Source organism: Mesorhizobium sp. P3_A10 (genome assembly GCF_056403175.1).
Window position 1 is genome coordinate 82,940 of the sequence record NZ_JBFUFZ010000001.1, and the last position, 12,439, is coordinate 95,378.

Annotated in this window: 12 protein-coding genes and 1 tRNA gene; 2 read left to right on the top strand and 11 right to left on the bottom strand. The window is 62.9% G+C overall.

Translation table 11 applies throughout. The features are described 5' to 3' along the window. Window positions 1–18: 18 nt before the first annotated feature. Both AC1DXU_RS00390 and AC1DXU_RS00395 read right to left on the bottom strand, forming a co-directional pair. A tRNA-Leu gene (locus AC1DXU_RS00390) sits at window positions 19–103 on the bottom strand. Beyond that, window positions 68–331, bottom strand: a complete 264-nt coding sequence (locus tag AC1DXU_RS00395) for a hypothetical protein (RefSeq protein ID WP_477362905.1) — start codon at window positions 329–331, stop codon at window positions 68–70. Before AC1DXU_RS00395 ends, AC1DXU_RS00390 begins: the two co-directional genes overlap by 36 nt. A gap of 33 nt (window positions 332–364) precedes the next feature. Between AC1DXU_RS00395 and lipB the strand changes: the two genes are divergently transcribed. After that, window positions 365–1,108: a lipoyl(octanoyl) transferase LipB gene (lipB, locus tag AC1DXU_RS00400; protein ID WP_477362908.1), complete on the top strand. Its 744-nt coding sequence runs from the start codon at window positions 365–367 to the stop codon at window positions 1,106–1,108. Window positions 1,109–1,117: 9 nt separating this feature from the next. Here the strand turns inward: lipB and AC1DXU_RS00405 are convergent, their stop codons facing one another. The 6 genes from AC1DXU_RS00405 to mce form a co-directional block, all read right to left on the bottom strand. Then, window positions 1,118–2,368, bottom strand: coding sequence for a site-2 protease family protein (locus AC1DXU_RS00405; RefSeq protein WP_477362911.1), 1,251 nt, complete (start codon window positions 2,366–2,368; stop codon window positions 1,118–1,120). A 494-nt stretch (window positions 2,369–2,862) separates the two neighbouring features. Then, window positions 2,863–3,546, bottom strand: coding sequence for an ABC transporter ATP-binding protein (locus AC1DXU_RS00410; protein ID WP_477311984.1), 684 nt, complete (start codon window positions 3,544–3,546; stop codon window positions 2,863–2,865). Continuing rightward, window positions 3,543–4,844, bottom strand: coding sequence for a lipoprotein-releasing ABC transporter permease subunit (locus AC1DXU_RS00415; RefSeq protein WP_477362914.1), 1,302 nt, complete (start codon window positions 4,842–4,844; stop codon window positions 3,543–3,545). The genes AC1DXU_RS00410 and AC1DXU_RS00415 overlap by 4 nt, the downstream gene beginning before the upstream one ends. After that, window positions 4,841–6,169 carry a proline--tRNA ligase gene (proS, locus tag AC1DXU_RS00420; protein ID WP_477362917.1) on the bottom strand — a complete coding sequence of 443 codons (1,329 nt, stop codon included), beginning with the start codon at window positions 6,167–6,169 and terminating at the stop codon, window positions 4,841–4,843. The genes AC1DXU_RS00415 and proS overlap by 4 nt, the downstream gene beginning before the upstream one ends. Window positions 6,170–6,775: 606 nt before the next feature. Then, complete coding sequence (locus AC1DXU_RS00425) at window positions 6,776–7,060, bottom strand: DUF1467 family protein (RefSeq protein WP_477362920.1); 285 nt, start codon at window positions 7,058–7,060, stop codon at window positions 6,776–6,778. Then, window positions 7,057–7,461 (bottom strand): methylmalonyl-CoA epimerase, encoded by a 405-nt coding sequence (gene mce, locus AC1DXU_RS00430; protein ID WP_477362923.1) that lies wholly within the window; start codon window positions 7,459–7,461, stop codon window positions 7,057–7,059. The genes AC1DXU_RS00425 and mce overlap by 4 nt, the downstream gene beginning before the upstream one ends. 133 nt (window positions 7,462–7,594) lie before the next feature. Between mce and AC1DXU_RS00435 the strand changes: the two genes are divergently transcribed. Beyond that, window positions 7,595–8,452, top strand: a complete 858-nt coding sequence (locus AC1DXU_RS00435; RefSeq protein ID WP_477362926.1) for an MBL fold metallo-hydrolase — start codon at window positions 7,595–7,597, stop codon at window positions 8,450–8,452. A 13-nt stretch (window positions 8,453–8,465) separates the two neighbouring features. Here the strand turns inward: AC1DXU_RS00435 and AC1DXU_RS00440 are convergent, their stop codons facing one another. The 3 genes from AC1DXU_RS00440 to nuoN are packed head-to-tail and all read right to left on the bottom strand — an operon-like array spanning window position 8,466 to window position 12,433. Next, on the bottom strand, window positions 8,466–10,136 hold the full coding sequence (locus AC1DXU_RS00440; protein WP_477362929.1) for a ribonuclease J: 1,671 nt from the start codon (window positions 10,134–10,136) through the stop codon (window positions 8,466–8,468). 36 nt (window positions 10,137–10,172) lie between these two features. Continuing rightward, window positions 10,173–10,994, bottom strand: coding sequence for a biotin--[acetyl-CoA-carboxylase] ligase (locus tag AC1DXU_RS00445; protein ID WP_477362932.1), 822 nt, complete (start codon window positions 10,992–10,994; stop codon window positions 10,173–10,175). A gap of 2 nt (window positions 10,995–10,996) precedes the next feature. Beyond that, window positions 10,997–12,433 carry an NADH-quinone oxidoreductase subunit NuoN gene (gene nuoN / locus AC1DXU_RS00450; protein ID WP_477311991.1) on the bottom strand — a complete coding sequence of 479 codons (1,437 nt, stop codon included), beginning with the start codon at window positions 12,431–12,433 and terminating at the stop codon, window positions 10,997–10,999. Window positions 12,434–12,439: the final 6 nt, after the last annotated feature.

The following is a 12,439-nucleotide window of genomic DNA, read 5'->3' on the forward strand; positions in this document are numbered from 1 at the left end:
CTGATCAAGAACGGCTTTTGGTGCGGTCGAGAAGACTCGAACTTCCACGGGTTGCCCCACAGCGACCTCAACGCTGCGCGTCTACCAATTCCGCCACGACCGCACGTGGTAGGAGCCGGAACGAACCGGCTCGCGGCGTGTAGCAAATCGTTTCCGGCGAAACAAGGGCGCGCAGCGCAATAATCGCCGGGGATTTGGCATAAGACAGCAAAGGCCCTGAACGCGCCCGGAACTGGACGTTTTGATTGTTTGCCGCCATATGAAGGGCAGATGCATGTCGCCCAAAAGTGCGCAGCGGTTTTGGGATCACGATATGCACAAAAACAAACATCTAAAGCGCATCGCGCTTTAGACGAGATACGCCATGCCAGAACGCAGCCAGATCGCCACGTCGTTCCTGCCCTTGCCCGGTTCCGCGCCGGTCGAATGGCGGATCGAGCCCGGCTTGACCACCTACCCCGACGCGCTCGCCGTGATGGAGGCGCGCGCCGATGCGATCAGAAGCGGCGCTGCCGGCGAGATGGTCTGGCTGGTCGAGCATCCGCCGCTCTACACCGCCGGCACCAGCGCTCACGTCGAGGATTTGATCGACCCCGGCCGTTTCCCGGTGTTTGCGGCCGGGCGCGGCGGCGAATACACCTATCACGGGCCGGGCCAGCGGGTCGCCTATGTGATGCTCGACCTCAAGCGGCGGCGCGAGGACGTCCGCGCTTTCGTCGCGGCGCTCGAACAATGGATCATCGACACGCTCGCCGCCTTCAATGTGCGCGGCGAGCGCCGCGAGGATCGTGTCGGCGTCTGGGTGGTGCGGCCGGATCGCCCTTCCCTGCCCGACGGATCTCCCGCCGAAGACAAGATCGCCGCAATAGGCATCCGGCTTAGGCGCTGGGTGAGCTTTCACGGCATTGCCATCAATGTCGAGCCGGATCTCAGCCATTTCAGCGGCATCGTGCCATGCGGTGTTTCGGATCACGGCGTCACCAGCCTTGTCGATCTTGGCCTGCCCGTGACCATGGCCGATCTCGACCTGGCGCTGAAGTCCGCCTTCGAGGATGTGTTCGGTCAGGCTGCAGCTCCGCCGGTCGAGGCAACCCGCAAGGCCGGCTGACACGCTGCTTCAGAGCAGGCGCGCGGAGGCCCACAACAGGCCGTATCCGTGAATTGAAAAGACCGCCAGCAGTGCGCCGCCCATGGCGAAACGATCGAAGGTGCGGATCGGCTTCAGTTCGTGGCGCGGTTTTACCGCGCTGCCCATGGTCAGCAGGCTGAGAATCGAAAAGACAGCACCCGCCACCAGCAGAAAGCTTGGGGAAAAGCCTGCCAGCCAGCCAACTGCCAGCAAGGCGGAGAGCAGGGAAAACGACGCCAGCGCCAAGGCGATCGGACCCGGGCAGATCTGGCGCAGCACCTGACCGCCATCGAACTTCCACACCGGCACCAGATTGGCGATGTTGAACAGGGCAGAGCAGCCGGCAAGCGTCGCCAGCAATCCAGCGGCGAGCCGATGCCCCTCACCGCCTGCAAGCACGCTGGCGGCGATCAGCAGCGGCACCAGGAAAGCCGAAAAGCCGGCGCCCATCAGTGCCACGAAAGCCACTTCGAAACGGCTGTCATAGGGCCGCCCGCCAATGGCGATGCCGCCGAGCAGCGGGATGAAGATCATCCGTGCCTGGCGATGCCCCGCCAGCCGGAAGGCTGCCATGTGGCCAAGCTCATGCAGGGCCACCACCGAGGTCAGGATCGACGCCAGCGCCAGGCCGCCAAGGTTGAGCCCGAAGAACGGCCACAGGATGAATGCCGAAAGAACGGCAAAGCCGACCTGGCTGAGCGGGTGCTCGAACCAGCCGCCCTTGCGGTACTCTCCAGTCCTGGCCCAGATCTCCAGCTTGCCCAGTTCGCGGCGCATGGCGAAGTAACGGAAAACCAGGAATGCGATGCCACGATAGCGATCGGTCTGGCTGAGACTCACCCGCGTCCCACTGCCTTCCGAGACAAGCTCGGTGGTCTCGCAAAAGTCCTTCCAGAACGAAGCATCAAGCGCTGTATCCTCGATGACGCGCATCGAAAAACGACTGCCTTCGACAACATCTTCGAACCGTGACATGCGCTCGATTGGCTGGCCGTCGCGGCCTTCCCAGGACAGCATGATGCGAGCCATGCCCTGATTGTCGAGCGCCTCGGCGGAGAGGATCTCGCCCGACCAGCCGGCATCGCTGCCAAGTGGCCACAGCGCCTGCCAGAGACGCTGACGGTCCGCTGACACCAGCCGGCTGAGCTTGACCGTGCGCAGACCGAGCGGCGCGGTCATCAGCAGAAAGATCAGCCCGAGATTGCTGGCCACGAGGATGGCCGTCACGATCGGCGACACCGGTGTTGCTCCTGTCCTCAGGGCACCCTAGCGTCATGGCGGCAAGAAAGGCTTAACGGCACAACCGCCCTCCTGCCCGCCTCAAAACACTGCGGCGAAACCGCAGGTCCTCACATGGCGCCGATCCACATCGCCATGGAAACGAGAAACGCACTCATGCACACCAGCGAAACGACGTCCTGAACCAAATCGGTCATAACTCACTCCTGTTGTTGCTATGTTCATAATTTGTTCTAATTTTGTTCGAATGTCAACGATCGGAAAGCGGCATGCCGACGAATCCTGACAGCCGGTTTGGGCAGGGTTAAAGAAAGGTTAGCAGGCGCGATGCCCGTCTTCCGGCGCCGACGCAGGGCATGTCGAGACTCAGGTCAGGCCGAGTCGAGAAAGGTGGATTCCGAGAACCGGAGCGGAGCGTACTTTTGGGTACGTGAGCACCGGAAGCACAGGAAGCCGCCTTTCGCAGGCCGGCCTCACCTGAGTATCGCCGTGCCCTAAAGCGGCACGACCTTACCCTCGTGCAACGTCACCCGCCGATCCATCCGCGATGCCAGCTCATGGTTGTGGGTGGCGATCAGTGCCGCCAGGCCCGATTGCCTGACCAGCGCTTCCAGTGCTTCGAAGACGTAGGAGGCCGTCACCGGATCGAGGTTGCCGGTCGGCTCGTCGGCCAGCAGCACCAGCGGCGCATTGGCGACGGCGCGCGCAATGGCGACGCGCTGCTGTTCGCCGCCGGACAGTTCGGACGGACGGTGCGACGCGCGCTTGCCGATCTGCATATAGTCGAGCAGTTGCGCCGCGCGCTCCGATGCCTCCTTGCGGGACAGCCCTTTGATCAGCTGCGGCATCATGATGTTTTCCAGCGCCGAGAACTCCGGCAGCAGATGATGGAACTGATAGACGAAGCCGACATCGTTGCGGCGGATCGCCGTGCGTTCCTCGTCGGAAAGCCGCCCGCAGGCACGTCCGGCCAGGATCACGTCACCGGCATCGGGCCGCTCGAGCAGGCCAGCCGTGTGCAGCAGCGTCGACTTGCCAGTGCCCGACGGCGCCACCAGCGCCACCATCTCGCCGCGCTTCAGCGAGAAGTCGGCGCCGTTCAGAATGGTGAGCTTGCGCGGCCCTTGCACATAGTGCCGCTCGACGCTCTTCAGCTCGATAATGGCCTCGGCCATCATTCGTACCTCAAGGCTTCGACCGGATCGAGGCGGGCGGCCCGCCATGCCGGAAACACCGTTGCCAGGAAGGACAGGCCGAGCGCCATAAGGATGACGTAGGTGGTCTCGCGCGGGTCCATCTTTGCCGGCAGCTGGCTGAGGAAATAGAGCTCCGGATTGAACAGCACCTTGCCGGTCATCCAGGAGAAGAACTGGCGGATCGATTCGATGTTGGTGCAGATGAGCACCCCGAGCAGCACGCCGGCCAGCGTTCCGGTGACGCCGATCGCCGCTCCTGTCATCAGGAAGATGCGCAGGATGGCGCCGCGCGACGCGCCCATGGTGCGCAGGATGGCGATGTCGTGGCCCTTGTCCTTCACCAGCATGATCAGGCCCGAAATGATGTTGAGCGCCGCCACCAGCACGATCAGCGTCAGGATCATGAACATGACGTTGCGCTCCACCTGCAGGGCGGAGAAGAATGTCTCGTTGCGCTGGCGCCAGTCGACCATGTCGATCGGTCGCTGCGCCGCTTCTTCGACCTTCGGTTTCAGCGCGTCGACGTCGTCGGGGTTGTCGACATAGATCTCGATCGTCTGCGCCCGTCCGTCCATGTTGAAATAGAGCTGCGCTTCGGAAAACGGCATGTAGACGATCGACGTGTCATATTCCGACATGCCGACCTCGAAGATCGCCGTGATCGGATAGCCCTTCATCCGCGGCGTCGTGCCGATTGGCGTCACGTCGCCGTCGGGCGAAATCAGCGTGATGGTGTCGCCGAGCACCAGGCCAAGATTCTCGGCCATGCGCTTGCCGATGGCAACGCCCTCGCCTGTGTCGAAGCCGGCGATCGAGCCCTGCCTGATGTTGTTGGCGACGATGGCGATCTTGCCGAGATCATCACCCCTGATACCGCGCACCAGCGCACCGGTGCCGCCGCCGACATTGCCTTGCGCCAGCACCTGACCGTCGATCAGCGGAATGGCGTATTTGACGCCTGCTACAGCGTTGATGCGGCTCGCAACCTGCGCATAGTCCTCCAGCGGCGAATCGAGCGGCTGCACGATCAGATGGCCGTTGACGCCAAGGATGCGCGTCAAAAGCTCAGCTCTGAACCCGTTCATCACGGCCATGACGACGATCAGTGTGGCGACGCCCAGCATGATGCCGAGGAAGGAGATCGAAGCGATGACCGAGATCACCGTCTCCTTGCGCCGCGAGCGCAGATAGCGCCACGCAACCATGCGCTCGAACATGGAAAATGGTCCAGCGACCAAGGGCTTGGCGACCGTACGCTTGGCTGCGGCCGCTTCGCTCATGCGGCAATCCCGAAGCGTTTCCTAACGTCCGCGATCGGCAGCGTCTCGCGCTCGCCGGTCTTGCGGTTCTTGATCTCGATCTCGCCGGCGGCAACGCCGCGCGGCCCGACGATGATCTGCCACGGCAGGCCGATCAGGTCGGCGGTGGCGAACTTGCCGCCCGGCCGCTGGTCGGTGTCGTCGTAGAGCACATCCTTGCCGGCCGCGACAAGCGCTGCATAGAGTTCGCCGCAGACGCGGTCGCAGTCGGCGTCGCCGGCCTTCATGTTGATCAGGCCGATATCGAAGGGCGCCACCGATTCCGGCCAGATGATGCCGTTGTCGTCATGGCTGGCCTCGATGATCGCCGCGACCAGCCGCGACGGTCCGATGCCATAGGAGCCCATCGAGACAAAACTGTCCTTGCCATCGGGCCCGGTCACCTTGGCGCCCATCGGCTTGGAATATTTGTCGCCGAAATGGAAGATGTGGCCGACTTCGATGCCGCGCGCAGAGACTTTGTCCCCCTCGCCGACCTTTTCCCACGCCGCTTCGTCATGCATCTCATCGGTGGCGGCGTAAGGCGTCGTCCATGTCTTGACGATGTCGGCGATCTCGGCGCCGTTGGCGAAATCGGTGCTGGCTCCCGGCACGGCAAGCGAAAGATAGTCGCGATGGCAGAAAACCTGGCTCTCGCCGGTATCGGCCAGGATGATGAATTCATGGCTGAGGTCGCCACCGATCGGTCCGGTGTCGGCCCGCATCGGGATCGCCTGCAGCCCCATGCGCGTGAACGTCCTGAGATAGGAAACGAACATGCGGTTGTACGCCGCCTTGGCGCCTTCATAGTCGAGGTCGAAGGAATAGGCGTCCTTCATCAGGAATTCGCGCGAACGCATGACGCCAAAACGCGGCCGCACCTCGTCGCGGAATTTCCACTGGATGTGGTAGAGGTTGAGCGGCAGATCCTTGTAGGACCTGACATAGGAGCGGAAGATCTCGGTGACCATTTCCTCGTTGGTCGGACCGTAGAGCATGTCGCGGTCCTGCCGGTCCTTGATGCGCAGCATCTCCTTGCCGTAGTCGTCATAGCGGCCGCTTTCGCGCCACAGCTCGGCCGACTGGATGGTCGGCATCAGAATCTCCAGCGCACCGGCGCGGTCCTGTTCTTCCCGAATGATCCGGCAGACCTTGTCCAGCACCCGCTTGCCCAATGGCAGCCAGGAAAAGCTGCCCTGCCCTTGCTGGCGGATCATGCCGGCGCGCAGCATCAGCCGATGCGAGACGATTTCGGCCTCGCGCGGGTTTTCTTTGAGGATAGGCAGGAAATAGCGCGACAAACGCATGGACTGGTCCGTGAGAGAGGATAGCCGCACCGGAATCGGCGCGTCACTGGCTGCTTGCCCCGGCTTCATAGCCATTTCATGGCGGAATGGAAACCCGACCCGCCGCATCGGCGCGAAATCGGAAAAATCGATTTTACTTTGCAGACCCTCGGTTTGGACCAGCACGATGCTTGGCTTCAAAGTGCTGGAGCGTCCTGTGCACATCCAGGGATGGGCAGCGATTCGGCCGGCAACAATGCCGCATCCGGCCTGTTGATCGTTTCACAAGCAAAGCCTGCCGTACTATTGTGCACTGCAGCACGAGAATGCCTGTTTCCGGGCAAAATTCCGCGTGACAATTTCATCTGGCTTAGGCTAGTGTGCCCCGATAACCGAGAGGGTAGAGAAAAATCTGCTCTCCTACGCGGTCAAAGTCTTGGGAGGATGCGATCTAGGCGCGGTTACTCGCTGCCGCCGGAAACCGGAAACAGATCGGACGCGTTTAAATTGCAAGGCCTTGTGCCTTGCATTTTTTTTGTGCAATCACCCGCTTAGCGCCAAAGATTACCAAACCACATGACCTAGCGTCAGCTGTGTGAGTCCCGATTTTGTCAGGACGAACCAGGCCTATTGCGCCGGTGCCTGGTTGAACTCCGGTATGATGTGCGGGACTTCGTCGAGGCTGAGACCAAGCCCCCGCGTCAAGCCGTAGAAAATGCCCATGACAACAGCCGTAGCGATGGTGGTGCGGATCACGGCGCGCAACATATGCGGCCCGCGCGGTGCGCTGGGAACGGTGCCCAGCGTCACGTCGTGATCGTCATCCTGCGTGTGCACGCTGAACGGCAGCACGACAAACAGCACCAGCCACCATGTGATGAAGAACAGCGCCGCAAACGAAATCCAGCTCATGCCTGCTCCAGTTCGACCAGCGTGCCGAAAAAGTCCTTGGGATGCAGGAACAGCACCGGCTTGCCGTGTGCGCCAATCCTGGGATTGCCGTCACCCAGGACGCGGGCGCCGCCGGCCTTGAGCCTGTCGCGCGCTGCCAGGATGTCGTCAACTTCGTAGCACACATGATGCATGCCGCCCGAGGGGTTCTTCTCCAGGAAGGCCGCGATCGGCGAGCCCTCGCCCAGCGGCTCCAGCAACTCGATCTTGGTGTTGCCGACATCGACGAACACCACGGTGACGCCATGCTCGGGCAACGCTTGCGGCGCGGTCACCCGGGCGCCAAGCGTATCGCGATAGGCGGCGATCGCCGCAGCCAGATCCGGCACGGCAAGCGCGACATGGTTCAGGCGTCCCAGCATGAAACCTCCAGCTTCGATGCCTGGCGTCTTACGTCAAATCGGCCGATATCAATAGCCTCTCGCGAGGCGCGCAAGGTCGCACTCCGGTGACCACCGGCCTGTTCCAATCGACAACAGCGAAGTACAAACGGCAATGCCGGATCCTGCCCGCCCTCGCGTTTTCAGCTTCTATCTTGGCTCATTCAAGGTCGCCGCCCTGCTCGACGCCGTCGATATCAGAGACAATCTCGCGGCAGCTTTCGCGCCCGGACAATCGCCGGGCGCCGTGCAGGAACTCGCCATCTCGAACTTTATCGATCCCAATCGATACGAGCATTGCTTCATCCCAACGCTGATCGACACCGGCGTGGAAAAAATCCTCTTCGACACCGGATTCGGCGACGCCGACAGTTCGCTTCTGCAATGCTTGCAGGACCTCGGGCTCCAGCCCGCCGACATCGACATGGTTGTTGTCACGCATGGGCACCCCGACCACATCGGCGGCCTTATGAACAATGGCAAAGCCGTTTTCAGCCGGGCGCGCTATGTCTTCGGCGCCGCCGAATTCGTCTTCTGGACGGAGGCGGATGCGGTGCGCGAAGCCAGGTTGAGCAACCGCGACCTGTTCCGCCGCGTCTGCACGCCCCTTGCCGACCGGGCGACATTCGTAGCGCCGGGAGACGAAATCGTGCCGGGCATCACCGCCATCGATGCCGCCGGTCATTCTCCGGGGCTGCTGGCCTTCCACGTCGAAAGCGACGGCCAGCAATTGCTCGTCTGGTCGGACGCCTTCCTGCACTCAGTCGTGTCTATCCAGCACCCGGAATGGCATGCCGATCTCGACGACGAGAAAGAGCAGGCCGTCGAGACCCGCAAGCGTCTGCTGACAATGGCTGCCGACCACCGGCTGTTGGTCGCCGGCTATCACATGCCGTTTCCGGGTCTCGGGCACGTCGAGCGGCTGGACGGGAGCTTTCGCTGGCTCCCCGCCAGCTACCAGCTGAATTTCTAGCTATTCCCGCCCTCTATCTGGTGACGAAAACCGTCACCAGTGGCTTCTTGCCCCAGGCCTCGTTGGCTGCACCGCGCACGGCGCGCCGCACCGCTTCCTGCACCAGGTCGAGGTCCTTTCGGCGCTGGCGCGGGATGGAGTCCACGGCGCCGACTGCCGCGTCGATCATCAAATCTTCGAGGTTCTCGCCGCTGGCGTCGGCTTCAGCAACGCCAATGGCGACCAGATCGGGATCGCCGGCGAGCTCGTATTTGTCGTCCAGCACGACATTGACCGCGACATGGCCGGCAAAGGACAGCTTGCGCCGGTCGCGGATGCCCATCGCCTGGTCGGAGCCGATCAGCCGGCCATCCTTGTAGATGCGGCCGAACGGCACCTGGTCGATGATGGTGGCCGCACCGGGAGCAAGCCTGAGCATATCGCCATCGCGCACCTGCGCCACCTGGCCGATGCCGGACGTCGACATCAGCGAGCCCTGCGCCACCAGATGCGCTGCCTCGCCATGCACGGGAACGCCGATCTGCGGCCGCACCCATTCATACATCTTGCGCAGTTCGCTGCGCCGCGGATGGCCGGAGACGTGCACCAGCGCATCGCCGTCCTCGATGATCTTGATGCCGAGATCGATGAGGCGGTTCTTGATCTCGAGGATCGCCTTCTCGTTGCCGGGAATGGTGCGCGAGGAAAACACCACCGTGTCGCCGGCTGTAAACGACACCGATTTCATCTCGTCGCGTGACAGCTTGGCCAATGCGGCAAGCGGCTCGCCCTGGCTGCCGGTGCAGATGATGACGAGGTTTTCGCGCGGGACGAAACCAAAATCCTCCTCGGCGATGAACTCAGGCAGCCCGTCCATATAGCCAAGCTCGCCGGCCACATCGATGACGCGCTTCAGCGAGCGGCCGAGCACGAGGCACTGGCGGCCAGCATCGCGCGCCGCCCTGGCGATGGAAACGATGCGTCCGACATTGGAGGAGAAGGTGGTGACCGCGACACGGCCCTTGGCGCTCTGGATGACGCCCTTGAGCCCCTCGCCGACCGCCACTTCCGACGGCGACTCGCCTTCCCTGAGCGCGTTGGTCGAATCGCAGATCAGCGCCAGCACGCCCTTGTCGCCATACCAGCGGAAGCGCGCCTCGTCGGTCTTCGGCCCGATCGTCGGCTCCGGATCGATCTTCCAGTCGCCGGTATGGATCACCGTGCCGGCCGGCGAGGTGATGGCCAGCGACATCGGCTCGGGGATCGAATGCGCGACCGGAATGGCCTCGATCTCGAAGGGACCGACGGTGAATTTTTCGCCCGCACGGTAGATCGTCAGCGGGATCTTCGGCGCACCTTGCTCGCCCTGCCGCTTCGCCTCCAGCAGTCCGGCGCTGAACGGCGTCATCCACACCGGCGCCTTCAGCCTCGGCCAGAGGTCGAGCAGCGCGCCATAATGGTCTTCATGGGCGTGGGTGATGATGATGCCGCGCAGATTGGCGAGGTTCTCCTCGATGAAGCGCGTGTCGGGCAGGATGAGGTCGACACCCGGATGCGCCGCGTCGGGAAAGGTGACGCCGACATCGATGATGATCCATTCGCGCGCACTGGCCGGCCCATAGCCGTAGAGGGCGAAGTTCATGCCGATCTCGCCGACACCACCCAGCGGCACGAACACGAGTTCGGCGTTGTCAGCTTTCGCCATGATATTCCCTCTCCTGCCCGGTCAAACCCAAGCCGGTCAAATTTTGGCGGACGCAACCGCGCCGAAATGTACATCGCCGGCGGCGATCGTCAGAACCGAGCCTTTATCGTCGCGGATCACGAAACGGCAGTCCTCGTCAATGGTCTCGAAGGTACCGCGCACCACATTACCGTCAATCCTGACAGCAACCTCGCCGCCAAGTCCCGCCGCGCGCGCCAGCCAGCGCTGCCTGACGGCCGACAGTCCGCGCCCGTCGTTCCACAGCCGCGCATTGTCGCTCCAGGCATCCGACAGCGCCAGAAACAGCGTTTCCGCATCGCATGTCGCGCCCAGCGCGCGCAATGATATCGCCGGATAAGGCAAATCCTCGGGATAAGCCACCACATTGACGCCGATGCCGACCGCCACCGCGAAACGGCCGCCGTCGAGGATCGCCGATTCAAGCAGGATACCGGCAAGCTTGGCGCCGGAGGCCAGCACGTCGTTCGGCCATTTCAGCTCAAAACGGTTTTTGCCCTGGCTTGCACCGTCTAGGCCTATGGCGACCTTGCCGTTCGGCACGACGGCGTCGAGCGCATCGGCCAGCGCCAGGCCGGCAACGAAGCCGAGCGTCGCGGCGAGCCGAAGCTCTCCGGTGGTGATGACCAGCAGCGTCGCCGCCAGATTGCCTTCGGGCGTCGCCCAGACCCGGCCGCGCCGGCCCCGCCCGCTTTCCTGTTTTTTGGAAACGACCCAGAGTTTTCCCGGATCGCCTTTCCGCGCATGCTCCAGCGCCAGCGCATTTGTGGAGCCGACGCTGTCATGGGACTCGAGCCGGAACCCTTCCGTCTCAGCGGTTGGAGCCAGCCTGAACGTCACCGTCAGAAGAAGGTCTTGGCGGCGGCTTCGGCATAGGTGCCGATCGGCCCGCCGATCAGCACATAGAACAGCACGAAGGCGCCACAGACGCCGAGCACGACACGCAGTTCCGTCGCCATCGGCACGAAGCCACCGACCGGCTCATCGAACCACATGATCTTGATGATGCGCAGGTAGTAATAGGCGCCCACCACCGAGGCGAGCACGCCGATGATCGCCAGCGTGTAGAGATTGGCGTTGATGGCGGCGAGGAACACGTACCACTTTCCCCAGAAGCCGGCGAGCGGCGGAATGCCGGCCAGCGAGAACATCAGGATGGTGAGGATCGTCGCCATGACAGGATTGGTCGAAGACAGGCCGGCAAGATCGCTGATCTGTTCGACATTTCCTTCCTTGCGCCGCATGGCGAGGATGAAGGCGAAGGTGCCGAGCGTCATCACCAGGTAGATCAGCATGTAGATGGCGACGCCGCGCACGCCGGCCTGGCTGTTGGCGGCAAGGCCGACCAGCGCATAGCCCATATGGCCGATCGAGGAATAGGCCATCAGCCGCTTGATGTTGGTCTGGCCGATTGCCGCAAAGGCGCCGAGCGCCATCGAGGCGATCGAGATGAAGACGATGATCTGCTGCCAGTCCGAAGCGATCGGCTTGAACGCACCCATTGTGACGCGCACCAGAAGCGCCATTGCCGCCATTTTCGGCGCGGCCGCCAGGAAAGCCGTCACCGGCGTCGGCGCGCCTTCATAGACGTCGGGCGTCCACATGTGGAAGGGCACCGCCGAGATCTTGAAGGCAAGGCCGGCCAGTACGAAGACCAGGCCGAAGACGAGCCCAAGCTGGCGCTCGCCGCTGCCAAGTGCCGTGGCGATCTCCTGGAAGCCGGTGTTGCCGGTGTAGCCGTAAACGAGGCTGATGCCGTAGAGCAGCATGCCCGACGACAGCGCGCCCAGCACGAAGTACTTCAGGCCGGCCTCGGTCGAGCGCAGATTGTCGCGATTGATCGCCGCCAGCACGTAGATCGCCAGTGATTGCAGTTCGAGGCCGAGATAGAGCCCGATCATGCTGTTGGCCGAGATCATCAGCATCATGCCGAGCGTTGAGAGCAGGATCAGCACCGGATACTCGAATTTGTCGAAATGCTCCGCCTTGGCGAAGCGTATCGACATGATCAGCGTCACTGCCGAGCCGACCAGCGACAGCACCTTCATGAAGCGGGCGAAGGAGTCCTGGACGAAGGCGTTGCCATAGGCACTGCCCTGCCCGGTGGAAAACACCATCCAGGCGCAGGCGACCACCAGGATGACGACGGCAAGAGCGGTCACCGTCGTGGTGGTGTTGGCGCGCGAATAGGCACCCACCATCAACAGCGCCAAAGCGCCGATGGCGAGGATCAGCTCTGGCGTCGAGAGCGACAGGCTGGAGAGAAGGTCTGGCGTCATGGTTCG